This window comes from Pseudoduganella sp., assembly GCF_041914865.1.
Lineage (GTDB): Bacteria > Pseudomonadota > Gammaproteobacteria > Burkholderiales > Burkholderiaceae_D > Rugamonas.
The window spans coordinates 1-23,427 of sequence record NZ_JAYSCO010000015.1 but is presented as its reverse complement, the minus strand read 5'-3'; the positions used below and the strand labels follow the sequence as shown (position 1 = coordinate 23,427).

Genomic DNA, 23,427 nt, shown 5'->3' with positions numbered 1-23,427 from the left:
AAAAAGCCGGGTTCTCCCGGCTTTTTTTATTTCCAGGGATTATTCCGACCCTGCCGAAGCAGGTATAATGCGCGCCATGAACGCCGCACCCCAGTCCGACCCACAAGTCGATTCCCTCCGCATCCCGCCGCACTCGATCGAGGCAGAGCAATCTGTTATCGGTGGTTTGTTGCGCGATAACGCGGCGTGGGACCGTATTGCGGACTTCATGCGGGCGGAGGACTTTTACCGCTACGACCACCGCATCATCTTCGAGCAGATGATCCGCCTGATTAACTCGGGCAAGCCGGCCGACGTGGTGACCGTGTCGGAGGCGCTGAACATGCTGGGCAAGGCGGAAGAGGTGGGCGGCATGGCCTACCTGAACGCCATGGCGCAGAACACGCCCTCGGCCGCGAATATCCGCCGTTACGCGGAAATCGTGCGCGACCGCGGCGTGCTGCGCAAGCTGATCACCGTGGCCGACGAGGTGTCGGGCAACGCCTTCAACCCGCAGGGCAAGGAAGTCAAGCAGATCCTGGACGAGGCCGAGGCGAAGATCTTCGCCATCGCCGAAGCCGGCGCCCGTGGCGCGGCGGGCTGGCTGCCGGTGCAGCCGCTGCTGACCCAGGTGGTGGAGCGCATCGACGAGCTGTATTCGCGCGATTCGAGCTCCGAAATCACCGGCGTGCCGACCGGCTGGACCGACCTGGACAAGATGACCTCCGGCCTGCAGCCGGGCGATATGGTGGTGGTGGCCGGCCGTCCATCGATGGGCAAGACCGCCTTCTCCATGAATATCGCGGAGAACGTGGCGGTGGAAGCCGGCCTGCCGGTGGCCGTGTTCTCGATGGAGATGGGCGGCGTGCAGCTGGCCATGCGTATGCTCGGTTCGGTCGGCCTGCTGGACCAGCACCGCCTGCGGACCGGTAAACTGATCGACGAGGATTGGCCGCGCCTGACGCACGCCATCCAGAAAATGAACGATGCCCAGGTCTATATCGACGAGACCCCGGCCCTGAACCCGATCGAGATGCGCGCCCGCGCGCGCCGCCTGGCGCGCCAGTGCGGCAAGCTGGGCCTGATCGTGGTCGACTACCTGCAGCTGATGCAGGGCAGCCAGCCGGGCGACAACCGCTCGGCCGAAATTTCCGAGATTTCGCGCTCGCTCAAGGGCCTGGCCAAAGAGCTGCATTGCCCTGTCATTGCCCTGTCCCAGCTGAACCGCTCGCTGGAACAACGCCCCAACAAACGTCCCGTCATGTCCGACCTGCGCGAATCCGGCGCTATCGAGCAGGACGCGGACGTGATCATTTTCCTGTATCGCGACGAAGTCTATAACCCCGACTCGCCGGATAAAGGCACCGCCGAGATCATTATCGGCAAGCAGCGTAACGGTCCAATCGGCGCGGTGCGCCTGACCTGGATCGGTGCGTATACCAAGTTTGGCAATTACACCGGTAACCTGTCGATCTACCAAGGCGACTGATTACCAGGCTGGCCACGCTGGGTGGCCTTGCTGCAGTATCTACGAATCAACCAACGGAGAACAAAAATGTTTGGACGCTTGATGCCCACCGAGGGCAAATTCTTTGACATGTTTAACCAGCACGCCGAACTGTGCGTGAAGGGCGCCAAAGAAATGCTGGGCCTGATGACCAACTTCGACGACCTGGAAAACCGCGTGCACGCGATCGAAAGCATCGAGAAGGAAGCCGACAAGATCACCTACACCGCCGTCGACCTGCTGCACAAGACTTTCATCACTCCGCTGGACCGCGACGACATCCACAAGCTGATCACCAAGATGGACGACATCCTGGACCTGATGGAAGACGCAGCCCAGACCGTGTCGCTGTACGACCTGCACTCCGTGACCCCGGAAGCCAAGCGCCTGGCTGAACTGGTACTGGCCTGCTGCGAGAAGGTGAAAGCCGCCGTGGCCATGCTGTCGAACATGGACAACGCCTCCGCCATCGTCGGCATCTGCGAAGAGATCGACCGCCTGGAATCGGACGCCGACCACGTGATGCGCGCCGCCATGTCCAAGCTGTTCCGCGACGAGCCGGACGTGCGCAACCTGATCAAGATGAAAGCTATCTACGAAATCCTGGAAACTGTCACCGACCGCTGCGAAGATGTTGCCAACATCATCGAAGGCATCATCGTCGAAAACGCATAACTAAAAAAAGACAATTTCATGAGCCATATCGAAATTAGCTTCTGGGCGCTGTTCGCACTGGTCGGCCTCGCCCTGATCTTCGACTTCATGAACGGCTTCCACGATGCCGCGAATGCGATCGCCACGGTGGTTTCCACCGGCGTGCTGAAACCGCAGACCGCAGTGGCGATGGCCGCCTTCTTCAACTTCATCGCGATTTTCGTGGTCGGCCTGAAGGTGGCAACCACCATCGGCAAAGGCACCATCGAGCCTTCGGTGATCGACCATTACGTGATCTTCGGGGCGCTGGTCGGGGCCATCGTCTGGAACGTGATCACCTGGTACTACGGCATCCCGTCCTCGTCCTCGCACGCCCTGATCGGCGGCCTGGTAGGCGCGGCGGTGGCCAAGTCGGGTACCGGCGCGCTGATCTCCGGCGGCCTGATCAAGACCGTCACCTTCATCGTGGTGGCGCCGCTGCTGGGCTTTGTGCTTGGTTCGCTGATCATGCTGATCGTCTCCTGGGTGTTCGTCAAATCGACGCCGCGCAAGGTCGACACCTGGTTCCGCCGCCTGCAGCTGGCTTCCGCGGCCGGCTACTCGCTGGGCCACGGCGGCAACGACGCGCAAAAGACCATGGGCATCATCTGGATGCTGCTGATCGCTTCCGGCCACGTGGCGGCGGACGCCAAGGCGCCGCCTGACTGGGTCATCATCTCCTGCTATGGCGCGATTGCCTTCGGCACGCTGTTCGGCGGCTGGCGTATCGTCAAGACCATGGGCCAGAAGATCACCAAGCTGAAACCGGTGGGCGGCTTCTGCGCCGAAACCGGCGGTGCGATCACCCTGCTGATGGCGTCCTTCTGGGGCGTGCCGGTCTCGACCACCCACACCATTACCGGCGCCATCGTCGGCGTCGGCTCGGCGCAGAAAATGTCGGCCGTGCGCTGGGGTGTGGCGGGCAATATCGTGTGGGCCTGGATCTTCACCATCCCGGCGTCGGCCTTCGTGGCGGCGGTGGCCTGGTGGGTTGGCAAGCACATCATGTAATACGGAACCCGGCTGCGGCCGGGTTTTTTTTCGTGGCGCGCATCCCATAATTGGGATATATTCCCAATTATGGGAAATTCATTCGAAGACCGCCTGGTGCGGCGCCTGGCGGCCTTGCGCGAAGAACGCGCGCTGTCGCTGGAAGAACTGGCCACGCACAGCGGCATCAGCCGGGCCACGCTGTCGCGCCTGGAGCGCGGCGAAACCAGCCCGACGGCCGAGATGCTGGGCAAGCTGTGCGCGGTGTACGGCATGCCGATGTCGCGCCTGATCGCGGAAGTGGAGGCGGCGCCGGTGCAGCTGATCCGCCGCGCCGAGCAGGCCGAGTGGCACGATCCGGCTACCGGTTTCGTGCGGCGCATGGTGTCGCCGCCGGCGCGCGGCTTCGCGGCCGAGCTGGTGGAAGGGCGCCTGCCGCCGGGCGCCGTGATCGACTATGCCCAGCCGCCGGTGCGCGGCCTCGAGCAGCATATGTGGATGCTGTCCGGCGTGCTCGATTACACGGTGGATGGCGCCACCCACCGCCTGCAGGCGGGCGACTGCCTGCGCTTCCACCTGTACGGCGCGACGCGCTTTTCCTGTCCCGGCCCGGATGCGGCCCATTACCTGATCACGCTATGCGAACCGTAGAAGAACTGGACGCGGCCGGCCTGCGCGCGCACGCCGGCGAACTGGCCGATATCCTGCGCGCCTGCGTGCTGGGCGGCGCCAGCGTGGGCTTTGAGCTGCCATGCCCGCAGGCGGAGGCGCTGGCCTTCTGGCTCGGGCTGGAGGGCGGCGTGGCGCGCGGCGAGCGGCGCCTGTTCGTGCTGCGCGATGGCAGCGGCGCCCTGGCCGGCACCTTGCAGCTGGTGCTGGCCGGCATGCCGAACGGGCGCCACCGCGCCGAGCTGTCGAAGATGCTGGTGCACCCGCGCGCACGGCGGCAAGGCCTGGCGCAGGCCCTGCTGGCGCATGCGGAGGCGCTGGCATGCGCCTTGGGCCGCACCCTGCTGGTGCTGGACACCTGCAGCGGCGAGCCGGCCGAGCGCATGTACCTGAAGCTGGGCTACCAGCGCTGCGGCGAGATCCCGCAGTTCGCCACCATGCCGGACGGGCGCCTGGGCGCGACCACCTTCATGTACAAGCTGCTGCCGCGGGTGGCGGCGGCCGATCCGGACGAGCCGGACGCGCGGGCGCTGCTGGCGGAGCTGGACGACACGCTGCAGGCCATCACCGGCGACAGCGGGCGCACCCAGTTCAGCGCGGCCGACGTGCGCAGCGCCGCCGGCCGCTTCGCCCTGGCGCGCGATGCGCAGGGCCGCGCGCTCGGCTGCGGCGCCTTGCGGCCGCTGGCGGCGGGGGAGGGCGGCGTGGCCGAAGTCAAGCGCATGTATGCGCGGCCCGGCAGCCAGGGCGTGGGCAGCGCGCTGCTGGCCTGGCTGGAGGCGGAGGCGCGCCGCATCGGCTACCGCGCGCTGCGGCTGGAAACGCGCCTGGTGAATACGCGCGCCGTGCGGTTCTACCTGGCGCACGGCTACCGCCGCATCGACAATTTCGGCCGCTACGCCGGCAACCCGGCGGCGGCCTGCTTCGAAAAGCTGCTTTAGGCCGGATCGTGGCAGCAGACGGCCAGCTTGTTGCCGTCCGGGTCGCGGAAGTAGGCGCCGTAGTAGTTGGCGTGGTAGTGCGGGCGCAGGCCCGGCGCGCCTTCGCAGCGGCCGCCGTTGGCCAGCGCCGCGGCGTGGGCCGCGTCGACGGCGGCGCGCGTGGGCGCCAGCAGGGCGGTCATCTGGCCGTTGCCGGCGCTGGCTGCTGCGCCGTCGAAGGGATGGCCGATGATGAACAGGGGGCGGCCGCCGCCGGCCGGCTGCCAGGCGGCCCAGGGCTTGCTGTCGTCGCGGAAGCGCTGCGCGTGGCCCAGCGCCGCCATGACGGCGGCGTGGAAGCGGTAGGCGGCGCCGAATTCGCCGACGCCGAGGAAGACGTGCGAAATCACAGCGCGGCCCGCACGGCTTTAACGTCGGTCAGGCCGGCCAGGATTTTCTCGATGCCGTCCATCTTCAGGGTCTGCATGCCTTCCGCCAGCGCGGCGTTGCGCAGCTGCGGCGCCGGGGCGCGCTCGCGCACCAGCTGGCGCGTGCGCTCGCCCGGCACCAGCAGTTCATGCAGGCCGATGCGGCCCTTGTAGCCCTTGCTGCATTCCTTGCAGCCGACCGGCCGGTACAAGGTGAAGTGGCCGCGCGCATCGCCGAAGCGTTCGCGCCAGCCGCTGACGATGCGCAGCTGGGTGGCGCGCGATTCGGCGCGGTAGGCGTCGGTCTTCTGCAGCTCCTCGACGTATTCGGCCAGCAGCAGCTGCAGTTCCGCTTCGCCCGGCTGGTACGCCAGTTTGCAGTGCTCGCACAGGCGCTTGGCCAGGCGCAGGGCCAGCACGCCGAGCAGGGCGTCGGCCAGGGCGAAGCGCTCGCAGCCCATTTCGTGCAGGCGGCTGACGCTGTCGCTGGCGCTGCCGGTGGGCAGGGCGCCCAGCACCATACGGCCGCTGAGCGCCGCTTCGACGGCCAGCAGCGCGCTCTCGCTGTCGCGCATATCGCCGATGGCCACCTGGTCGGGGTCGGCCTGCAGCACGGCGCGCAGGGCGGCGGCGAAGTCCATGCCCGCTTCGCGCTGCACCGCCACCTGGCGCGCGCCGGGCTGCGTGATTTCCACCGGTTCTTCGATGGTCCAGGTCTTGGCGTCCGGGCGTTCCAGCTGCAGCAGCAGCGAGTGCAGGGCGGTGGTGCGGCCCGAGCCGGCCGGACCGCACAGCAGGAACAGGCCGTGCGAGGTGTCGATGGCGGCGCGCAGGCGGTCCTGCAGCGCGGCCTGCATGCCGAGGCGTTCGAGCGGCAGCGGCGCGCCGCTGCTGAGCAGGTGCAGCACCACGTCCTCCATGCCGCCGGCGGACGGGATGAAGGTGGCGCGCAGCTCCACGTCCAGCTGGCTGAACTCGCGGAACAGCAGCTTGCCCTGCACCGGGTGGCTGGCGGCTGCGGCAGGCAGGCCGCACATGGTTTTCAGGCGCGCCACCAGGGCCGTGTGCATGTCGAGCGCCGCTTCGGCATAGGGCTGCAGGGCGCCGTCGCGGCGCAGGCGCAGCACGCTGATGCCGCGTGCCGCATGCGGTTCGATGTGGATGTCGGAGGCGTCCAGTCGGCAGGCTTCGACGATGATCTTTTCGGCCAGGGCGGCGGCGGCATCGGCCTCGCCGCCGCTGGCTGCGGCGCGCGGCGCGGCGGATGCGGCGAAGCGCGGCGACTGGCGCGCTGCCAATGCCACCGCCAGCGATTCGCACAGCACCTGCAGGCATTCGACCTGCAGCTGGGTGAAGGGCGCGCCGCTGCGGGTATTCACCAGCTGCAGAACCCCGAGCAGCTCCTTGCCCTGGGCATCGGCGATCGGCACGGCCAGCACCTGGCGCGTGCGGTAGCCGGTGCGCTGGTCCACGCCGGGATGGAATTGCAGCTGCGGCGAAATGTCGCGCAGCTGCGCAGCGTCGTACACGTCGGCCAGGTTCAGGGTTTGCTGGGTCACCGCAACGTAGCCGGCGATGCTGGCGGGCGTGACGGCGACCCGGCTGTCGCGCGCCACCAGGTAGTCCTTCTCCTGGTCCATCACATACAGCAGGCAGCGGTCGCAATCGAACAGGTGGCACAAATCGGCCGGCACGCTGGCCATCAGGCCATCCAGGCCGCGCGTGGCGTGCAGGCGCGTGCTGACGGCCTGCAGTTTGCGGTACAGCTGCAGTTCGGCGTCGCTCATAGCGCCACCTCCAGGCCTTCATAGGCGAGCATGACTTCCAGCCCGCCCAGCGACGCGGCGTGGCGCGCCATCACGTCGGCGAAGACGGCCTCCAGTTCGTCGTCGCTGCGGGTCGGTTCGTGGTGCGTGCACAGCAGGCGGCGCGCGCCGCAGCGCTGGGCCATGGCGATGGCGTTGTCGAAGGTGCCGTGGCCCCAGCCCACTTTGGCGGGGTACTCGTCGCGCGTGTACGAGCAATCGATGACCAGGGCGTCGACGCCGCGGATCAGTTCGTCCACTGCCGCGCTATGGCTGGCGATGCTTTCCTGCAAGCTGGCATGCATGGGGTGGCCTGCCGGGTAGATATTGAAGGGCGGCTCGTAATCGCCGGAGAAGAACATCGACTTGCCGTTGCAGTCGATGCGGTAGCCCAGGTTGGTGACCGGGTGGCTCATCACCGTGTTGCGCACGGTGGCATCGCCGACGCTGACCGTCTCGCCGACTTGCAGGGTGCGCGCGGACAGCGTGGCCGACATTTCCGCTTCGCCAACCGGGAAGTAGCTGTACTGCAGCTGCACGCCCATGACGTGCTCGATGCCCTTGCCGCTCACCGGATCGGCGGCGCCGTACAGGCACACTGTGCTGTCCTTGACGAACAGCGGCGAGAAGAAGGGCAGGCCATGGATATGGTCCCAGTGGCTGTGGGTGATGAAGACATGGGCTTCGATCGGGCGTTGCGGCGCCGCCACAAGCGCTTGCGCCAGCGGGAAGATGCCGGTGCCGGCATCGAGGATGAGCAAGGTATCGTTATCGGTGCGGACTTCAATGCAGGTGGTGTTGCCGCCATAGCGCACGGTACGCGGGCCGGGCGACGGTATCGAGCCGCGCACGCCCCAGAACTTGAATTTCATTGTTGCCCAATCCCCATTTTTTGTTGTCTATCTTCCAAGCATGCCAATGATAGCGCCAAATACGCAACACTCAACCGTGCAGCTGGGCGCGGGAGTAAAATAAAGCTGTGATTTTGGCTATGTCGTCCTAAACTGAGAGTAACAACAGTTGCTCGTTAGCTAGGCATAGTGATTGCCGGGAGTGCGAAGATGAACAGCCCCGCGCCGCGTATTTTGGCATTGGCCACCCTGGCCTGTGCTTGTGGAACCCTGGCCGCCGCCCCGCTGCGAGCGGAGCGGGAGCGAGCGCCAGGCACCGCATTCGACCTCAGCGCGAGCCAGACCCGGCTGACCGACTGGCCTGGCAATCCAGGATCCAATAATGTCACAGTGCGCCTGGCGGCGTCGCTCACGCAATCGCTGCCGCGCGACTGGCAGGTGCGGGCCAGCGTCAACACCCAGTACAACTCGGCCGACCTGACCCTGCAGGATGCGCTGGCGCCTTCCGCCTCGACCTCGCTGCGCCTGATGCGCGACCGCGATGTGCTGCGCGATGGCGGCATCGGCAGCAATGTGGAGCTGTATGCGCCGAATATGTGCGCTTCGCTGCTGCGCAAGTGCCGCGCCTTGCTGTTCTATGACCGCAACTACGTGCGCTACAACCGCAATTATGCCGGCCAGCTGCGCAGCGGGCGGGTCGGCAGCCTGGGCGTAGGGCTGCGCATGCAGCTCGATAAGCACTCCAGTTTGCAGCTCGACTATGGCCGCGTGGTGCGCTCCGACCAGATGCCGGAAGATGCGCGCAACAGGGTGACGCTGCGCTACGGCCTTAACTGGTAAAAAGCCCTTGACCTTCCCATCGTGGGATACTTGATACTGGTCGCCAGAACATAGGCGAGGAGTATCCCATGAGTCAGTTCCAACAAACCGTCCGCATCGAAGGCATGAGCTGCGCGTCCTGCGTGCGGCGCGTCGAAAAAGCCCTGGCCACGGTGCCGGGCGTGTCGCATGCCGCCGTCAACCTGGCCACCGAAACCGCGCGCGTCGATTCCGATGCGCCGCTGGCGTTCGCCGCCCTGCAGCAGGCCATCGGCAAGGCCGGCTACAGCGCCAGCGAAGTGGCGGCGCCGGCCGCCGAGCACGCCCCCCTGGTGCCGGAAGGGCTGGCGGTGCTGCTGGCCGCCATCCTGTCGGTGCCGCTGGTGGTGCCGATGGTGGCCGACTGGTTCGGCCTCCACCTGATGCTGCCGGTGTGGCTGCAATGGGCGCTGGCGACGCCGGTGCAATTCGTGTTCGGCGCGCGCTTCTACCGCGCCGGCTGGAAGGCATTGAAGGCCGGATCGGGGACGATGGACCTGCTGGTGGCGCTCGGCACTTCCGCCGCGTATGGCCTGAGCGTCTACCTGGCGCTGGCGCCGCAGGCGGGCATGGCGCACCTGTACTTCGAAGCGTCGGCGGTGGTGGTGACGCTGGTCTTGCTGGGCAAGTGGCTGGAGGCGCGCGCCAAGCGCCAGACCGCTTCCGCCATCCGCGCGCTGCAGGACCTGCGGCCGGTGACGGCGCGCGTGCGGCGCGAGGGCGAGTCTGATGCCGACCTGCCGATCGGGCAGGTGCGGGTGGGCGATATCGTGGTGATCCGCGCCGGCGAACGGGTGGCGGTGGATGGCGAGGTGGTGGATGGCGCCAGCCATGTGGACGAGTCGCTGATTACCGGCGAGAGCCTGCCGGTGGCCAAGCACGTTGGCGACCGCGTGACGGGGGGCGCCATCAACGGCGAGGGCCTGCTGCTGGTGCGCACCAGCGCGACCGGGGCGGAAACCATGCTGTCGCGCATCATCCGCCTGGTGGAGGATGCGCAGTCGGCCAAGGCGCCGGTGCAAAAGCTGGTGGACCAGGTGGCGGCGGTGTTCGTGCCGGTGGTGCTGGTGATCGCGGCACTGACTTTCTTTGGCTGGTGGCTGTACGACGGCAATGCGGAGCAGGCGCTGATCAATGCGGTGGTGGTGATGGTGATCGCCTGCCCGTGCGCGCTGGGGCTGGCAACGCCGGCGGCGATCATGGCCGGCACCGGTGTCGCGGCGCGGCACGGGATCCTGATCAAGGATGCGGAGGCGCTGGAAACGGCGCGCCAGGTCGATACCGTGGTGTTCGACAAGACCGGCACCCTGACGCAGGGCAAGCCGGTGCTGGCGCAATTGCTGCCGCACGGGATCAGCGCGGCGCGCGCACTGCAGCTGGCCGCCGCCATCCAGCGCGGCAGCGAACACTCGCTGGCGCGCGCGGTGCTCGACGCGGAAGCGGCGGCCAGCGCGTCCGCGCCGGCCGGCCAGGATCTGGCCGCGCTGGCGGCTGGCGAGGTCGTGACGCTGGCGGGGCGCGGGCTGCAGGCGCGGGTGGACGGCATCGAGCTGCTGCTGGGCAGCGGGCGCCTGATGGCGGAACGCGGCATCGATTGCACGCCGCTGCAGCAGCGCGCCGCCGAACTGGAAGCGCAGGGCCACACCATTTCCTGGCTGGCCGATGCCGGCAGCGCGCGCCTGCTTGGCCTGCTGGCCTTTGCCGACCAGCCAAAGGCCAATGCGCGCGCCGCGGTGGAGCGCCTGCATGCGCGCGGCATCGCCACCGTGATGCTGACCGGCGACAACCAGGGCAGTGCGCAGGCCGTGGCGCAGGCGCTCGGCATCGGCGCGGTGGAGGCCAACCTGCTGCCGGCCGATAAAACCAGCGTCATCGCCCGCCTGAAGGCTGAAGGCAAGCGCGTCGCCATGGTGGGCGACGGCATCAACGACGCGCCGGCCCTGGCCGCGGCACACGTGGGCATCGCCATGGCCACCGGCACCGACGTGGCGATGAACGCCGCCGGCATCACCCTGATGCGCGGCGAGCCGCTGCTGGTGGCGGACGCGATCGACATCTCGCACCGCACCTTCAGCAAGATCCGCCAGAACCTGTTCTGGGCCTTCATCTACAATGTGGCGGGGATTCCGCTGGCGGCGCTGGGCATGCTGAACCCATTGCTGGCCGGCGCCGCCATGGCATTCAGCTCGGTCAGCGTGATCAGCAACGCGCTGCTGCTGCGCCGCTGGCAACCGTCGAAGGAGTAAGGGAATGAATATCGGACAAGCCGCCGCCGCATCCGGCGTCAGCGCAAAAATGATCCGCTACTACGAGAGCATCGGCCTGGTGCGCGAAACGGCGCGCACCGACAGCGGCTACCGCATCTACGGCGAGAACGACCTGCATACGCTGCGCTTCATCAAGCGCGCGCGCAACCTGGGCTTTGCGCTGGAGCAGATCGGCGACCTGCTGTCGCTGTGGCAGGACACCGGCCGCGCCAGCTCGGACGTGAAAAGCATCGCCATGTCGCACGTGGCGGAACTGAACCAGCGCATCGTGGAGCTGACCGAAATGCGCGACACGCTGGCCAGCCTGGCGAAAAGCTGCCACGGCGACGACCGGCCCGATTGCCCGATCCTGCAGACGCTGGGTTCAGCGCAGGAACATGTACACGGTGAGCACTGCGCCCACCAGCACGACAAAGATGCGCATCAGGCGGGGCGGAAGGCGATAGATCAGCCACGAGCCCAGAAGCCCGCCCGCAATACCTCCCGCGCATAAGGCGATGGCGGCGGCCCAGCTGATCATGCCGGAGAAGGCGAAGATCAGCGTGGCGGAGGCGTTCATGGCCATGGCCAGCATGTTCTTGGTGGCGGTGGCGGCGCGGATCTGCTGGCCGGCGATGGTCAGCGCGGCCAGCATCAGGAAACCGATGCCGCCGCCGAAGTAGCCGCCGTAAATGGCGATGCAGCCCTGGATCACGGCCAGCATCCATTTCGGCATGCTGGCGCTGGCCTGGAGCGGCTGGCTGCGGAAGGCGCCCCAGGCGAACATGGCGGTGGCGAACAGCACCAGCCAGGGCACCAGCCTGGCGAAGAAGGTGGGCGGGGTAATCCACAGCAGGACGGCGCCGGCGATGCCGCCGACGAAGCTGATGATGAACAGCTGGCGGAAGGTCAGGCCGCTGACGCCTTCCGCGATCTTGCGGCCGGCGATGGCGGAGGTGGCCTGGGCCGGGAACATGGCGACCGTGGAAGTCATGTTGGCGGCCACCGGGTTCAGTCCGGCCAGCAGCAGGGCGGGGAAGGTGATGAAGGAACCGCCGCCGGCCAACGCATTCTGCGTGCCGGCGAACAGGCCTGCTGCGGCGAGCAGCAATATCGTTTGGATGTCGGGCATCGGACCATTATAGCCAAGCCGCCCCCGGCTTGCCGGAGCCGCTCAGGCGGCGCGGCGCGTTCCCTCCGCGCGGCTGGCGGCGATGGTTTCCGCCAGGCGGTCGGCCGCATGCTCGGCCTCGGCGATGGAGCGCGCCAGCCGCTCGCCGCCGAATTCGTCGTACTCGATGGCGGCGCCGAAGGCCTCGGTCACGCCGATGTAGCGGAAGGCGCTGCGCACCGAGGCTTCGACGTGATTGATGGCCTCCAGCCGCTGGCCGGGACCGTAGCCGTAATCGCCGCGCGAGGACAGGATGACCAGCTGCTTGCCCGCTCCGGCCAGCAGGGGCCAGTACGGCTCGCCTGGACGCGATCGGTCAAAGCCGAAGGTGCGGCCGACGCGCACGATGTTGTCGATCCAGGCTTTGAACTGCGCGGGCGGGCCGAAGTTATACATCGGCACGCCGGCCACGATGATGTCGGCGCGCAGCAGCTCGTCCACCAGCTGGTCGCTCTGGGCCAGCACCTGCACCATCCACGGCGCGCGCGCGGCGGGCGGCGTGAAGGCGGCGTGCACCCACTCGCCGGTGACGGGCGAGGGCGGCTGCGCCCCGAGGTCGCGATAGATGACTTCAATTTCGCTATCGAGCTGGCGGTAGCGCTCCACAAAACGGGCCGTCAGGCGGCGCGTGTGCGAGCCGTGCGGCTGCGCGCCGGAGCGGCCGGGACGGGCGCTGGAGTCGAGGTGCAGGATGGTGGTCATATCGTTTCTCCGTTGGTTTGCGATGACCATACTGTGGACCCGCCAGCGGCGCCCGACAAACGATCATTTCTCAGCTCATGGGTGAATGGAATTCATGTATAGTGATTTATATGAAACGCCGCCTGCCATCCCTGTCCGCCTTGCACAGCTTTGAGGCCGCCGCCCGCCTGCAAAGCTTCAAGCTTGCTGCCGAGGAGCTGTCCGTCAGCGCGACCTCGATCAGCCACCAGGTGCGGGCGCTGGAAGAGGCGCTCGACGTGCGGCTGTTCCTGCGCAAGACGCGCGCCGTCGAACTGACGCCGGAGGGGCGCATTCTGCTGCAGGCGGCCGGGACCGGCTTCGACGCCATTGCGGCCGGGGTGGAGCGCCTGCGGCGCGAGCAGCGGCGCACGGTCACCTTGTCCACCACGCCGGCCTTCGCCGCGCGCTGGCTGGTACCGCGCCTGGCCGCATTCAACGCGGCCCATCCTGGCATCACCCTGAACGTCCATGCCAGCAACCAGGCGGTGGACCTGGCGGGCGGCGCGGCCGACCTGGCGGTGCGCGGCGGCGGCGGCCATTTCGCCGGACTGCACGCGCGGCGCCTGATCCAGACCGGCTTCGCGCCGGTGGCCAGCCCGCGCCTGAAGGTGCGCAAGGCCAGCGACGTGGCGCGCCATACGTTGCTGCACTTCGACTGGCAGCGCGGCAACCGGCACGCGCAGACCTGGGAGAAGTGGGCCAAGGCGGCCGGCGTGGCGCTGGAAGCGGCGGCCAGCGTGCGCTTTTCCGAGGAATCGCATGCGGTGCAGGCCGCCATCGCGGGACAGGGCATCGTATTGACGGCGGTGCCGCTGGTGCGGCAGGAAATCAGCATGGGGCTGCTGGAGGCGCCGGTCGGTCCGGTGCTCGGCGGATTCGACTTTTACGTGGTGCGGCCGGAGGGCGACGAGGTGCGCGCGGAAGTGCGCGCCGTCGAGGACTGGCTGTTGTCGCAGGAGGAGCAATGATGGAACCGTACCTGCTGTACTACTGGCCGACGATCCAGGGCCGTGGCGAATTTGTGAGGCTGGCGCTGGAGGAGGCCGGTGTGCCGTACATCGACGTGGCGCGCGGCAAGGGCGGCATGAAGGCCATGCATGCGGTGATTGCCGGTGGCGGCGATGGCCATGCAGCGTTTGCGCCGCCGGTGCTGCGCGCGGGAGAGCTGCTGCTCGGGCAGACTGCCAGTATCCTGATGTTCCTGGGGGCGCGCCACAAGCTGGCGCCGCGTGCGGAGGCCGGGCGGTTATGGTGCAACCAGCTGCAGCTGACCATTGCCGATATGGTGGCGGAGGCGCACGACACGCATCATCCGATTTCGGTCAACCAGTATTACGAGGAGCAGGCGCGCGAGGCGCGGGCGAGGGCGCGGGATTTTGCCGTCGAGCGTATTCCCAAGTTCCTCGACTACTTCGAGGCGGTGCTGCGGGCGAATCCGGGCCGGGGCGGCTGGATGGTGGGTTCGCGCCTGACTTATGTGGACCTGTCGCTGTTCCAGCTGCTGGACGGCCTGCGCTACGCCTTTCCCAATGCCATGGCGGCTTACCAGGGCCGCTGGCCGGGCCTGGAGCGGCTGGCCGGGCGGGTGGCGGCGCGTCCCCGCATCGCCGCCTACCTGGCCTCGCCGCGTCGCCTCCCCAACAACGAGGACGACGTGTTCCGGCACTATCCGGAGCTGGAGCGCGGGGTGCGCGTCAGTTGGCGCGGGTGACCGGGTAGCCGGCGTCCACGATGGCGGCCTTGATCGGTTCCAGCGCGGCAGCCGAGTTGACTTTGACGTGCTTGCCCTTCAGGTCGACCTCGACCAGCGCGGCCGGGTCGACGGTGTGCACGGCTTCCGTCACGGCCGAAACGCAGTGGCCGCAAGTCATGTTTTCTACAGTGAGTTCGTACATTTGGAGGTCCTTTCGAGTAATGGATAAACGTACTTTAATCCTTCCCACCATTGTAAAGTCAAGCGTGCTGGCGCTGGTGCTGCTGTCTGGGCTGCAGGGCTGTTCGCGCCCCGCCGATGTCGGCATGCAGCGGATGGCGGAAGTCGCGGCCGAGTACAGTACGGCGGATAGCGCCGCCGGCGGCGCGCAGCAGGAACAGCGCGGCAAGTACCTGGCTTACGAGCATTCGGTCACGGTCGATGCGGCCGAGGGCGACGTCAAGCCCTTGCTCGACAAACTGGTCGCGGCCTGCCACGCCGATGTGGCGAACCAGTGCACCTTGCTCGCCTCCGGCGTGCAGGGCGGACGCGAATCCAGCGCGAATGTGCGCGTGCGCATCAAGCGGCCAGGCGTGGACAAGCTGGTGGCGCTGGCCGCAGCGGGTGGCGAGGTCGCCTCGCGCAATACGGCGGCGGAAGACCTGGAAGGCCCGATCCGCGACAACGCCAAGCGCCTCGACATGCTGCGCTCCTACCAGCAAAAGCTGCAGGCGCTGGAAGCGAAGAGCAGCAACAACGTCGAGGCGCTGGTCAAGCTGTCGCAGGAGCTGGCGTCCGTGCAGAGCGAACTGGAAGCGGCCACCGGCGTGGAAGCGCGCCTGATGGAGCGCGTCAATATGGACTTGCTCAACATCGCCATCCAGTCGCGCACCCAGCGCGGCTTCTGGTCGCCGGTCAAGCGCGCGCTGGGCGACTTTGGCAGCAACCTGTCGGAAGGCATTGCCAGCGCAGTGACCGGCGTGGCCTACCTGATCCCATGGGCGCTGATCCTGCTGGTGGTGGGCGCACTGGGGCGCAAAATCTGGCGAAAGGCGCGCAACAAATGAAACAGTCGATTGTGCATATCGCCCTCGTGGTGCGCGACTACGACGAGGCGATCGATTTCTATGTCAACACGCTGGGCTTTGAGCTGCTGGACGATACATACCAGCCGGAGCAGGACAAGCGCTGGGTGGTGGTGGCGCCGCCCGGCGGCAGCGGCACCACCATCCTGCTGGCGCGCGCTTCGAAGGCGGAGCAGGAGCCGTTCATCGGCAACCAGGCCGGTGGCCGCGTGTTCCTGTTCCTGAAAACGGACGACTTCTGGCGCGATTACGAGCGGTTGAAGGAGCGCGGTGTGCGGATCGTGCGCGAACCGAAGCAGCAGGACTACGGCATGGTAGCCGTGTTCGCGGACCTGTACGGCAACCTGTGGGACCTGCTGCAACTGAACCCGGACCACCCGATCGCACGCCGCGCCTGATCAGCCTTTGTTGAAGCTGGTGATCAGGTTGCGGTAGTCGGGGATGTGGTTGGAGAACAGCGTGCCCAGGCCCTCGATATCGTTGCGCCAGTCGCGGTGCAGCTCGCAGGCCACGCCGAACCAGCTCATGAGCTGGGCGCCGGCTTCCTGCATGCGCGCCCAGGCCGCGTTGCGCGTGATTTCGTTGAAGGTGCCGGAGGCGTCGGTCACCACGAACACATCGAAGCCTGCCTCGATGGCCGACAGGGCAGGGAAGGCGACGCAGACTTCGGTCACCACACCGGCGATGATCAGCTGCTTCTTGCCGGTGGCCTTGACCGCCTGCACAAAGTCCTCATTGTCCCAGGCGTTGATCTGGCCGGGGCGGGCGATGTAGGGCGCATCCGGGAACTGCGCTTTCAGCTCCGGCACCAGCGGGCCGTTCGGGCCCGTTTCGAAGCTGGTGGTGAGGATGGTCGGCAGCTTGAAGTATTTGGCCAGGTCACCCAATGCCAACACATTGTTCTTGAACTTGTCCGGGTCGATATCGCGGACCAGCGACAGCAGGCCGGCCTGGTGGTCGACCAGCAGGACGGCGGCGTCGTTCTTGTCGAGGCGTTTGTACATGGTGTCTCTCCTTTAGGGTTGGTGAAGCTGTTTCAGGATAGTCACGCATCAATCGTTGCGGTAGTGCCTTAAAATGGCCTCAATGTTCTTTTGGCAGGACAATGATGGATGACCTGAACGACCTCTATTACTTTGTGCAGGTGGTGGAACATGGCGGCTTTACGCCGGCCGGGCGCGCGCTGGGGATGCCCAAGTCCAAGCTGAGCCGGCGCATCGCCGCGCTCGAGCGGCAGTATGAGGTGCGCCTGCTGCAGCGGACCACGCGCCATTTTTCGGTAACGGACACAGGGCGCGAGTTCTACCAGCATTGCCTGGCGGTGCTGGTGGAAGTGCAGGGCGCGCGCGAGGTGATGGAGCGCCAGCGCCGCGAGCCGCACGGCACGGTGCGGGTCAGCTGTCCGACCGCGCTGCTGGAGTACCGCATCGGGCCGCTGGTGGCGCGCTTCATGAAGCAGTGGCCGAAGGTGCGCGTCATGCTGGAGGCGACCAACCGGCGCGTCGATGTGCTGGGCGAAGGGCTGGATATCGCCCTGCGCGTGCGCTTCCCGCCGCTGGAGTCAAGCGAGCTGGTGATGCGGGTGCTGGCAAGCAGCCCGCAGCGCCTGGTGGCCAGCCCGGCGCTGCTGAAGCCGCGCAAATCGTTCGGGCATCCCGATGCGCTGGCGGTGGCGGGCCTGCCCAGCCTGGACTGGGGGCCGGCGCGCGAGCACGCCTGGCAGCTGGAAGGGCCGGCTGGCGCGCAGGCCACCGTGGCGCACCAGCCGCGCTACATCACGGACGACATGACGGCGTTGCGCCAGGCGGCGCTGGAGGGCGTCGGCGTGGTACAGCTGCCCTGCATGGTGGTGGAGGATGCGCTGGCCAGCGGCAAGCTGGTTGACGTGGTGCCGGGCTGGGCGCCGCAGGCGGGACTGATCCATGCCGTGTTCCCGTCGCGGCGCGGCTTGCTGCCGGGCGTGCGGCTGCTGCTCGATTTCCTGGCGGAGAACATCCAGCAGGACTAAATAAAAAGCCCCGCACTTGGCGGGGCTTCGCGGATGATGCGGGGACGGGCTTACAGCACGTCGCTCGCGTGGTCGGCCAGGCGCGAACGCTCGCCGCGCGCCAGAGTGACGTGGCCGCTGTGGGCCCAGCCTTTGAAGCGGTCGACCACGTAGGTCAGGCCGGACGAACCTTCGGTCAGGTACGGCGTGTCGATCTGCGCGATATTCCCCAGGCACAGGATCTTGGTGCCGGGACCGGCGCGCGTCACCAGGGTCTTCATCTGCTTCGGCGTCAGGTTCTGCGCCTCGTCGATGATGAGGAACTTGTTGACGAAGGTGCGGCCGCGCATGAAGTTCAGCGACTTGATCTTGATGCGCGAGCGGATCAGGTCCTGCGTCGCCGCACGGCCCCATTCGCCGCCTTCGCCGTCGGACTTGTTCAGCACTTCCAGGTTGTCGTCGAAGGCGCCCATCCACGGGCCCATCTTCTCTTCCTCGGTGCCGGGCAGGAAGCCGATATCTTCGCCCACCGGCACCGTTACGCGGGTGACGATGATCTCGTTATACAGCTTGGTCTCCAGCACCTGCGCCAGGCCGGCGGCCAGCGCGAGCAGGGTCTTGCCGGTGCCGGCCTGGCCCAGCAGGGTGATGAAGTCGCACTCCGGATTCATCAACAGGTTCAGCGCGAAGTTCTGTTCGCGGTTGCGGGCCGTGACGCCCCACACGCTGTTCTTGTTGTGCGAGTAGTCGCGCAGGGTTTGCAGGACGGCGGTCTTGCCGTTGATCTGCTTCACCTGTGCGTAGAATGGCGCCTCGCCGCTGTTCGGTTCCAGGAACACGAACTGGTTCACCAGCAGGGACGGGATGAACGGGCCGGTCACGCGGTAGAAGGTGCTCGACTGGCCGTGCTTGTTCTCCTGCCAGGACTCCATGTCCTTGCCGTGCTTGTTCCAGAAGTCGTCCGGCAGCTGGACGATGCCCGAGTACAGCAGGTCGGTGTCTTCCAGCACGTGGTCGTTGAAGTAGTCTTCCGCCGGCAGGCCCATGGCGCGCGCCTTGATGCGCATGTTGATGTCTTTCGACACCAGCACCACGGCGCGCCCCGGCTGCTCCGCTTCCAGTGAACGCACCACGGCCAGGATCTGGTTGTCGGCCTTACCTTGCGGCAGGCCTTGCGGCAGGTCGGCCACCTGCACCTTGGTCTGGAAGAACAGGTGGCCCTTGGCGTCCTTGTTACCCAGCTTGTTGAGCGGGATGCCGGCGTCCATGGCGTCGTCGTCGGTGTTGCTGACCAGGGCATCGAGGGTGCGCGAGACCTGGCGCGCATTGCGCGCGACTTCGGACATGCCCTTCTTGTGGTTGTCCAATTCTTCCAGCGTCATCATCGGCAGGAAGACATCGTGCTCCTCGAAGCGGAACAGCGAGGACGGGTCGTGCATCAGCACATTGGTATCGAGCACGAACAGCTTGGTGCTGCCCACCACGTCGGCCTTGCGGCTGGTGGCGGACTTGAGCACCACCTCGTGCGCCTTGTGTTTGGCCGGATGCGGCGCATCGGCCTTGATCGGCGTGACCTTGGCGCGCGCCTGCGGCGCGGCTTTGGTGCGCGGCGGGGCCGGCACATCGTCCGGCAGTTTGACGGCCTTCAGTTCGGGGGCCTTCTTCGCAGCGGTCTTCTTGGCTGCGGGTGCTTTTACTGCTTTGGCAGCAGTCTTGGTCGCCGCTTTCTTCGGCGCTGGTGCTGCCTCTTCTTCGGTAGGGAAGGGAACCGGATTTGCTCCGCTCGCCTTCGGATAATCTTTAGCCAGCAGCAGGGTGGCTGGCTTGCTAGGCAGTTTTGGCAGTGGCATCAGGATCTCAATCTCAAAAAGGATGCGCCCACGCAAAGGCTCACGCCTGGCATGGACGAACGCGGGGGTGAATCGGAAAAACTAAAGGATGCCTGGCGGGCGTCTGCGTCGCCCGAAAGCCGGTGGGCATTGTGCCACCGGGGACAGTGGGTGGAAGGACTTACTCGACTCAAAATCTGGCTGACACGATCAAATGACAAGCTCCCGTTGAGCTAACACATTCGTGGCGAGGGCCTTGCCATCAGCCCAGGTTTGCCACGAATTCCAGCACTTCATCGACGTGACCTGGTACTTTCACGCCTCTCCATTCTTTCACCAATCGGCCTTTTGCGTCAATCACAAACGTGCTGCGCTCAACGCCGCGTACATCTTTACCGTACATTTTTTTCATCTTCATGACATTGAAGGCAAGGCACACCGCTTCGTCCGGATCGGAGATCAGTTCGAAGGGAAGGCCCAGCTTGGCCTTGAAGTTCTCGTGCGAGCGCAGCGAGTCGCGGCTGATGCCGTAAATTTCGGCACCGGCGGCGGTGAACTTGTCATGCAGGTCGCGGAACGCCATGTTCTCGGTGGTGCAGCCCGGGGTGTTGTCCTTCGGGTAGAAAAAAAGCACGGTGGATTTGGCTGGACGGCCCAACAGCTGGAAGGTCTGGCCGCTGGTCATGGCGGCGCTGAAGTCTGGGATGGTTTGGCTCATGCGCGTTTATGTGAGGGCAATATTTTACTTTTCAATGATCAGTGCCAGCAGGGCTTTGCGGCCTTCACCCATCAGGATGTTGTAGGTGCGGCAGGCGGCATTGGTGTCCATGCATTCGACGCCGATCTGCTTCGACAGCAGCGGCGCGGTCAGGCGCGGGTGCACGAAGCGCTGGCGTTCGCCGGTGCCGAGGATGACCACGTCCGGCTGCTCCGCCAGCAGCTGCTCGAAATGTTCGGCCGTCAGCGCTTCGAACTTGTCGACCGGCCAGGCGCGCGGCGCGGTCTCCGGCAGGACCAGCAGGCTGTGGGCGAAAGGTTGGCCGTTGATTTCGACTCCACCGTCGAAATAGCCGGAGACGGTCTGGTACTGGCCGGTGGTAGAAGAATGGAGCTTCATAAGGAAAACGTACTAAGCGCTATATTTAAATGCAATAGAGATCTTATTGTAACGTTTTGCGCATATCGATGGTTGATTAAACCAATTTAATTCGGCAGAATGGGTATTTTCGCAATGCAGCATTTATACGTAAGGGATTGATTTTGCGTCCGGTTCAGAAATCCAACAAGCTAAACGAGATTTGCTACGAAATCCGCGGCCCGGTGCCCGAAAAGGCCCGCCTGATGGAAGAAGAGGGCCACAAGATCATCAAGCTGAACATCGGCAATATGCAGCCGTTCGGCTTCGACCCGCCGGATGAAATCGTCCACGACATGATCCTCAACCTGCCGAATGCGGCCGGTTACACCGACTCCAAAGGCTTGTTCGCGCCGCGCAAGGCGGTCATGCACTACACCCAGCAGAAGAATGTGGCCGGCGTCACGATGGAAGACATCTACCTGGGCAATGGCGCCTCGGAACTGATCGTCATGTCGATGAACGCGCTGCTGAACAACGGCGACGAAGTGCTGGTGCCGGCGCCCGATTACCCGCTGTGGACCGCCGCGGTCAGCCTGTCCGGCGGCAAGCCGGTGCACTACATCTGCGACGAGCAGCAGGACTGGTTCCCGGACATCGACGACATGCGCAAGAAGATCACGCCGAACACCAAGGCGATCGTCGTGATCAACCCGAACAACCCGACCGGCGCGCTGTACCCGGACGAAGTGCTGCTGCAGATTATCGAACTGGCGCGCCAGCACCAGCTGATCATCTACGCCGACGAAATCTACGACAAGGTGCTGTACGACGGCGTGCAGCACACCTCCATCGCCGCGCTGTGCGAGGACGTGTTCTGCGTCACCTTCAACGGCCTGTCCAAGAGCTACCGCTCGTGCGGCTACCGCGCCGGCTGGATGGTGCTGTCGGGCGAGAACAAGAAATATGCGAAGGATTACATCTGGGGCCTGAACATGCTGGCCTCGATGCGCCTTTGCGCCAATGCGCCGGGCCAGTTTGCGATCCAGACTGCGCTCGGCGGCTACCAGAGCATCAACGACCTGGTGGCTCCCGGCGGGCGCCTGCTCAAGCAGCGCGACCTGGCATACAAGCTGTTGACCGAGATTCCGGGCGTCAGCGTAGTCAAGCCAAAAGCTGCACTCTATATGTTCCCCCGCCTCGATCCGAAGATCTACCCGATCGCGGACGACCAGCAATTCGCCTATGAACTGCTGGAAGAAACCAAGGTCCTTATCGTGCAGGGCACGGGCTTCAACTGGCATAGCCCGGACCACTTCCGCGTGGTGTTCCTGTCCAATTCGGACGATATGGAAGATGCTTTCGGCCGCATCGCGCGCTTCATGGAAGGCTACCGAAAACGGCACGGGCACGGTTAACACAATCCAGGGAATTTGAAAGATGAAATCGATTAAAGTAGGTTTGCTGGGCGTAGGCAATGTAGGCGCCGGCACGTTCAGCGTATTGCGTCGCAACCAGGAAGAGATCCGCCGCCGCGCCGGCCGCGGCATCGAAATCGTGGCCGTATCGGCCCGCAACCTGGAGCGCGCAAAGGAGCGCACTGAAGGCCAGTGCAAAGTCGTGGCAGACCCGTTCGCGATCGTCAACGATCCGGAAATCGATATCGTCGTGGAGCTGATCGGCGGCTATGACACCGCCAAGGAACTGGTGATGCAGGCCATCGCCAACGGCAAGCACGTGGTCACCGCCAACAAGGCGCTGCTGGCGCTGCACGGCACCGAGATCTTCGCCGCAGCCCAGGCCAAGGGCGTGATGGTCGCTTTTGAGGCGGCTGTCGCCGGCGGCATCCCGATCATCAAGGCGCTGCGCGAAGGCCTGACCGCCAACCGCATCGAATGGATCGCCGGCATCATCAACGGCACCACCAACTTCATCCTGTCCGAGATGCGCGACAAGGGCCTGGACTTCGCCACCGTGCTGAAGGAAGCGCAGCGCCTCGGTTACGCCGAGGCCGACCCGACCTTCGACATCGAAGGCGTGGACGCGGCGCACAAGGCCACCATCCTGTCGGCGATCGCCTTCGGCATCCCGGTGCAGTTCGACAAGGCGCACATCGAAGGCATCACCAAGCTGCAGGCGATCGACATCAAATACGCCGAGCAGCTGGGCTACCGCATCAAGCTGCTGGGCATCGCACGGCGCGCCAAGGTGAATGGCGGCGAAGGCATCGAGCTGCGTGTGCACCCGACCCTGATCCCGGCCAAGCGCCTGATCGCCAATGTGGAAGGCGCCATGAATGCGGTGCTGGTGCAGGGCGACGCCATCGGCGCCACCATGTACTACGGCAAAGGCGCCGGCCCCGAGCCGACCGCCTCCGCCGTGATCGCCGACCTGGTCGACATCACCCGCCTGGCCACGGCCGACCCGGAACACCGCGTGCCGCACCTGGCCTTCCAGCCGAACGCGATGACCGACATCACCATCATGCCGATGGCGGAAATCACCACCTGCTACTACCTGCGCATGACCGTGGCCGACCGCCCGGGCGTGCTGGCCGAGCTGACCCGCATCCTGGCCGACGGCAGCATCTCGATCGACGCCATGATGCAGAAAGAGCCGGCGGAAGGCGAAACCCACACCGACATCATCCTGCTGACGCACCTGACGCAGGAGAAGAATGTCGTGGCAGCGATCGACAAGATCGAAGCCCTGTCCAGTGTGGTAGGCAAGGTCACCAAGATCCGCCTGGAAAACCTGGCTTAAACCAAAATTCGGGGTCAGGTCTGACAATCGTAAACCAAAATTCGGGGTCAGGTCTGACAATCGGACAAAAAAAATGGGGAGCGGGAGTTTTGTGGGTATGGGGGTCCCGGCCCCCACATTTCATTAGTGCAGTGTGCCGGAGTTTTTGCTGCGGG

General features: G+C 65.7%; 24 protein-coding genes and 1 pseudogene. 15 read left to right on the top strand and 10 right to left on the bottom strand.

Annotated features, from left to right (window positions below; translation table 11 throughout):
* Positions 1 to 76: 76 nt before the first annotated feature.
* The 5 genes from ACE3TQ_RS09595 (at position 77) to ACE3TQ_RS09575 (ending at position 4,779) form a co-directional block, all read left to right on the top strand.
* Positions 77 to 1,468, top strand: coding sequence for a replicative DNA helicase (locus tag ACE3TQ_RS09595; RefSeq protein ID WP_374581897.1), 1,392 nt, complete (start codon positions 77 to 79; stop codon positions 1,466 to 1,468).
* 66 nt (positions 1,469 to 1,534) lie between these two features.
* The gene (locus tag ACE3TQ_RS09590; RefSeq protein ID WP_374581896.1) at positions 1,535 to 2,161 is read left to right on the top strand and encodes a DUF47 domain-containing protein; all 627 of its coding nucleotides are present in this window, start codon (positions 1,535 to 1,537) and stop codon (positions 2,159 to 2,161) included.
* A gap of 18 nt (positions 2,162 to 2,179) precedes the next feature.
* Positions 2,180 to 3,190, top strand: coding sequence for an anion permease (locus ACE3TQ_RS09585; RefSeq protein WP_374581895.1), 1,011 nt, complete (start codon positions 2,180 to 2,182; stop codon positions 3,188 to 3,190).
* Between the two features lie 69 nt (positions 3,191 to 3,259).
* Positions 3,260 to 3,820, top strand: coding sequence for a helix-turn-helix domain-containing protein (locus ACE3TQ_RS09580; protein ID WP_374581894.1), 561 nt, complete (start codon positions 3,260 to 3,262; stop codon positions 3,818 to 3,820).
* Positions 3,808 to 4,779: a GNAT family N-acetyltransferase gene (locus tag ACE3TQ_RS09575; protein WP_374581893.1), complete on the top strand. Its 972-nt coding sequence runs from the start codon at positions 3,808 to 3,810 to the stop codon at positions 4,777 to 4,779. The genes ACE3TQ_RS09580 and ACE3TQ_RS09575 overlap by 13 nt, the downstream gene beginning before the upstream one ends.
* Here ACE3TQ_RS09575 and ACE3TQ_RS09570 read toward each other — a convergent pair.
* Genes ACE3TQ_RS09570 through ACE3TQ_RS09560 form a run of 3 tightly spaced genes read right to left on the bottom strand, consistent with a single transcriptional unit; the run spans position 4,776 to position 7,863 of the window.
* The gene (locus tag ACE3TQ_RS09570; RefSeq protein ID WP_374581892.1) at positions 4,776 to 5,168 is read right to left on the bottom strand and encodes a VOC family protein; all 393 of its coding nucleotides are present in this window, start codon (positions 5,166 to 5,168) and stop codon (positions 4,776 to 4,778) included. The genes ACE3TQ_RS09575 and ACE3TQ_RS09570 overlap by 4 nt on opposite strands.
* Positions 5,165 to 6,973 carry a GspE/PulE family protein gene (locus ACE3TQ_RS09565; RefSeq protein ID WP_374581891.1) on the bottom strand — a complete coding sequence of 603 codons (1,809 nt, stop codon included), beginning with the start codon at positions 6,971 to 6,973 and terminating at the stop codon, positions 5,165 to 5,167. Before ACE3TQ_RS09565 ends, ACE3TQ_RS09570 begins: the two co-directional genes overlap by 4 nt.
* The gene (locus ACE3TQ_RS09560; RefSeq protein WP_374581890.1) at positions 6,970 to 7,863 is read right to left on the bottom strand and encodes an MBL fold metallo-hydrolase; all 894 of its coding nucleotides are present in this window, start codon (positions 7,861 to 7,863) and stop codon (positions 6,970 to 6,972) included. The genes ACE3TQ_RS09565 and ACE3TQ_RS09560 overlap by 4 nt, the downstream gene beginning before the upstream one ends.
* Before the next feature lie 189 nt (positions 7,864 to 8,052).
* Between ACE3TQ_RS09560 and ACE3TQ_RS09555 the strand changes: the two genes are divergently transcribed.
* The 3 genes and pseudogenes from ACE3TQ_RS09555 to cueR all read left to right on the top strand — a co-directional run.
* Positions 8,053 to 8,682 carry a hypothetical protein gene (locus ACE3TQ_RS09555; protein WP_374581889.1) on the top strand — a complete coding sequence of 210 codons (630 nt, stop codon included), beginning with the start codon at positions 8,053 to 8,055 and terminating at the stop codon, positions 8,680 to 8,682.
* Positions 8,683 to 8,750: 68 nt separating this feature from the next.
* Positions 8,751 to 10,946: a heavy metal translocating P-type ATPase gene (locus ACE3TQ_RS09550; RefSeq protein ID WP_374581888.1), complete on the top strand. Its 2,196-nt coding sequence runs from the start codon at positions 8,751 to 8,753 to the stop codon at positions 10,944 to 10,946.
* A gap of 4 nt (positions 10,947 to 10,950) precedes the next feature.
* Positions 10,951 to 11,334: pseudogene (cueR, locus tag ACE3TQ_RS09545) on the top strand (Cu(I)-responsive transcriptional regulator); the annotation flags it as partial.
* On the opposite strand, the gene ACE3TQ_RS09540 reads toward cueR, so the two are convergent.
* Together ACE3TQ_RS09540 and ACE3TQ_RS09535 are read right to left on the bottom strand one after the other, a co-directional pair.
* Positions 11,332 to 12,078, bottom strand: coding sequence for a sulfite exporter TauE/SafE family protein (locus ACE3TQ_RS09540; RefSeq protein WP_374581887.1), 747 nt, complete (start codon positions 12,076 to 12,078; stop codon positions 11,332 to 11,334). The pseudogene cueR and the gene ACE3TQ_RS09540 sit on opposite strands and share 3 nt — an antisense overlap.
* 42 nt (positions 12,079 to 12,120) lie before the next feature.
* Complete coding sequence (locus ACE3TQ_RS09535; protein WP_374581886.1) at positions 12,121 to 12,819, bottom strand: FMN-dependent NADH-azoreductase; 699 nt, start codon at positions 12,817 to 12,819, stop codon at positions 12,121 to 12,123.
* Positions 12,820 to 12,929: 110 nt separating this feature from the next.
* Here ACE3TQ_RS09535 and ACE3TQ_RS09530 point away from each other — a divergent pair, with 110 nt between their 5' ends.
* Positions 12,930 to 13,808 (top strand): LysR substrate-binding domain-containing protein, encoded by an 879-nt coding sequence (locus ACE3TQ_RS09530; protein ID WP_374581885.1) that lies wholly within the window; start codon positions 12,930 to 12,932, stop codon positions 13,806 to 13,808.
* Positions 13,805 to 14,551: a glutathione S-transferase gene (locus ACE3TQ_RS09525; RefSeq protein ID WP_374581884.1), complete on the top strand. Its 747-nt coding sequence runs from the start codon at positions 13,805 to 13,807 to the stop codon at positions 14,549 to 14,551. The genes ACE3TQ_RS09530 and ACE3TQ_RS09525 overlap by 4 nt, the downstream gene beginning before the upstream one ends.
* On the opposite strand, the gene ACE3TQ_RS09520 is transcribed toward ACE3TQ_RS09525, so the two are convergent.
* Positions 14,535 to 14,735, bottom strand: a complete 201-nt coding sequence (locus tag ACE3TQ_RS09520; RefSeq protein ID WP_374581883.1) for a heavy-metal-associated domain-containing protein — start codon at positions 14,733 to 14,735, stop codon at positions 14,535 to 14,537. The genes ACE3TQ_RS09525 and ACE3TQ_RS09520 overlap by 17 nt on opposite strands.
* 19 nt (positions 14,736 to 14,754) lie before the next feature.
* Here ACE3TQ_RS09520 and ACE3TQ_RS09515 point away from each other — a divergent pair, with 19 nt between their 5' ends.
* Positions 14,755 to 15,600: a DUF4349 domain-containing protein gene (locus ACE3TQ_RS09515; RefSeq protein WP_374581882.1), complete on the top strand. Its 846-nt coding sequence runs from the start codon at positions 14,755 to 14,757 to the stop codon at positions 15,598 to 15,600.
* Positions 15,597 to 16,016: a VOC family protein gene (locus ACE3TQ_RS09510; RefSeq protein WP_374581880.1), complete on the top strand. Its 420-nt coding sequence runs from the start codon at positions 15,597 to 15,599 to the stop codon at positions 16,014 to 16,016. Before ACE3TQ_RS09515 ends, ACE3TQ_RS09510 begins: the two co-directional genes overlap by 4 nt.
* On the opposite strand, the gene ycaC is transcribed toward ACE3TQ_RS09510, so the two are convergent.
* On the bottom strand, positions 16,017 to 16,622 hold the full coding sequence (gene ycaC, locus ACE3TQ_RS09505; protein WP_374581879.1) for an isochorismate family cysteine hydrolase YcaC: 606 nt from the start codon (positions 16,620 to 16,622) through the stop codon (positions 16,017 to 16,019).
* A 104-nt stretch (positions 16,623 to 16,726) separates the two neighbouring features.
* Here ycaC and ACE3TQ_RS09500 point away from each other — a divergent pair, with 104 nt between their 5' ends.
* Positions 16,727 to 17,626, top strand: a complete 900-nt coding sequence (locus tag ACE3TQ_RS09500; RefSeq protein ID WP_374581962.1) for a LysR substrate-binding domain-containing protein — start codon at positions 16,727 to 16,729, stop codon at positions 17,624 to 17,626.
* 50 nt (positions 17,627 to 17,676) lie between these two features.
* Here ACE3TQ_RS09500 and ACE3TQ_RS09495 read toward each other — a convergent pair whose 3' ends face one another.
* The 3 genes from ACE3TQ_RS09495 to ACE3TQ_RS09485 all read right to left on the bottom strand — a co-directional run bounded on the left by ACE3TQ_RS09495 (position 17,677) and on the right by ACE3TQ_RS09485 (position 20,551).
* Positions 17,677 to 19,455 carry a PhoH family protein gene (locus tag ACE3TQ_RS09495; protein WP_374581878.1) on the bottom strand — a complete coding sequence of 593 codons (1,779 nt, stop codon included), beginning with the start codon at positions 19,453 to 19,455 and terminating at the stop codon, positions 17,677 to 17,679.
* Positions 19,456 to 19,696: 241 nt separating this feature from the next.
* Entirely contained in the window at positions 19,697 to 20,152 is a 456-nt protein-coding gene (locus tag ACE3TQ_RS09490) for a peroxiredoxin (RefSeq protein ID WP_374581876.1), read from the bottom strand.
* Positions 20,153 to 20,176: 24 nt separating this feature from the next.
* Entirely contained in the window at positions 20,177 to 20,551 is a 375-nt protein-coding gene (locus tag ACE3TQ_RS09485; protein ID WP_374581875.1) for an Mth938-like domain-containing protein, read from the bottom strand.
* A gap of 143 nt (positions 20,552 to 20,694) precedes the next feature.
* Here ACE3TQ_RS09485 and ACE3TQ_RS09480 point away from each other — a divergent pair, with 143 nt between their 5' ends.
* Both ACE3TQ_RS09480 and ACE3TQ_RS09475 read left to right on the top strand, forming a co-directional pair.
* Entirely contained in the window at positions 20,695 to 21,927 is a 1,233-nt protein-coding gene (locus ACE3TQ_RS09480) for a pyridoxal phosphate-dependent aminotransferase (protein ID WP_374581873.1), read from the top strand.
* 22 nt (positions 21,928 to 21,949) lie between these two features.
* Entirely contained in the window at positions 21,950 to 23,272 is a 1,323-nt protein-coding gene (locus tag ACE3TQ_RS09475) for a homoserine dehydrogenase (RefSeq protein WP_374581871.1), read from the top strand.
* The last annotated feature ends 155 nt before the right edge of the window (positions 23,273 to 23,427 follow it).

Bases quoted from the DNA above. Each gene is read 5' to 3' on its own strand.
- ACE3TQ_RS09595 (WP_374581897.1), top strand. From the start codon at position 77: ATGAACGCCGCACCCCAGTCCGACCCACAAGTCGATTCCCTCCGCATC.
- ACE3TQ_RS09590 (WP_374581896.1), top strand. From the start codon at position 1,535: ATGTTTGGACGCTTGATGCCCACCGAGGGCAAATTCTTTGACATGTTT.
- ACE3TQ_RS09585 (WP_374581895.1), top strand. From the start codon at position 2,180: ATGAGCCATATCGAAATTAGCTTCTGGGCGCTGTTCGCACTGGTCGGC.
- ACE3TQ_RS09580 (WP_374581894.1), top strand. From the start codon at position 3,260: ATGGGAAATTCATTCGAAGACCGCCTGGTGCGGCGCCTGGCGGCCTTG.
- ACE3TQ_RS09575 (WP_374581893.1), top strand. From the start codon at position 3,808: ATGCGAACCGTAGAAGAACTGGACGCGGCCGGCCTGCGCGCGCACGCC.
- ACE3TQ_RS09565 (WP_374581891.1), bottom strand. From the start codon at position 6,973: ATGAGCGACGCCGAACTGCAGCTGTACCGCAAACTGCAGGCCGTCAGC.
- ACE3TQ_RS09560 (WP_374581890.1), bottom strand. From the start codon at position 7,863: ATGAAATTCAAGTTCTGGGGCGTGCGCGGCTCGATACCGTCGCCCGGC.
- ACE3TQ_RS09555 (WP_374581889.1), top strand. From the start codon at position 8,053: ATGAACAGCCCCGCGCCGCGTATTTTGGCATTGGCCACCCTGGCCTGT.
- ACE3TQ_RS09550 (WP_374581888.1), top strand. From the start codon at position 8,751: ATGAGTCAGTTCCAACAAACCGTCCGCATCGAAGGCATGAGCTGCGCG.
- ACE3TQ_RS09540 (WP_374581887.1), bottom strand. From the start codon at position 12,078: ATGCCCGACATCCAAACGATATTGCTGCTCGCCGCAGCAGGCCTGTTC.
- ACE3TQ_RS09535 (WP_374581886.1), bottom strand. From the start codon at position 12,819: ATGACCACCATCCTGCACCTCGACTCCAGCGCCCGTCCCGGCCGCTCC.
- ACE3TQ_RS09530 (WP_374581885.1), top strand. From the start codon at position 12,930: ATGAAACGCCGCCTGCCATCCCTGTCCGCCTTGCACAGCTTTGAGGCC.
- ACE3TQ_RS09525 (WP_374581884.1), top strand. From the start codon at position 13,805: ATGATGGAACCGTACCTGCTGTACTACTGGCCGACGATCCAGGGCCGT.
- ACE3TQ_RS09520 (WP_374581883.1), bottom strand. From the start codon at position 14,735: ATGTACGAACTCACTGTAGAAAACATGACTTGCGGCCACTGCGTTTCG.
- ACE3TQ_RS09515 (WP_374581882.1), top strand. From the start codon at position 14,755: ATGGATAAACGTACTTTAATCCTTCCCACCATTGTAAAGTCAAGCGTG.
- ACE3TQ_RS09510 (WP_374581880.1), top strand. From the start codon at position 15,597: ATGAAACAGTCGATTGTGCATATCGCCCTCGTGGTGCGCGACTACGAC.
- ycaC (WP_374581879.1), bottom strand. From the start codon at position 16,622: ATGTACAAACGCCTCGACAAGAACGACGCCGCCGTCCTGCTGGTCGAC.
- ACE3TQ_RS09500 (WP_374581962.1), top strand. From the start codon at position 16,727: ATGGATGACCTGAACGACCTCTATTACTTTGTGCAGGTGGTGGAACAT.
- ACE3TQ_RS09495 (WP_374581878.1), bottom strand. From the start codon at position 19,455: ATGCCACTGCCAAAACTGCCTAGCAAGCCAGCCACCCTGCTGCTGGCT.
- ACE3TQ_RS09490 (WP_374581876.1), bottom strand. From the start codon at position 20,152: ATGAGCCAAACCATCCCAGACTTCAGCGCCGCCATGACCAGCGGCCAG.
- ACE3TQ_RS09485 (WP_374581875.1), bottom strand. From the start codon at position 20,551: ATGAAGCTCCATTCTTCTACCACCGGCCAGTACCAGACCGTCTCCGGC.
- ACE3TQ_RS09475 (WP_374581871.1), top strand. From the start codon at position 21,950: ATGAAATCGATTAAAGTAGGTTTGCTGGGCGTAGGCAATGTAGGCGCC.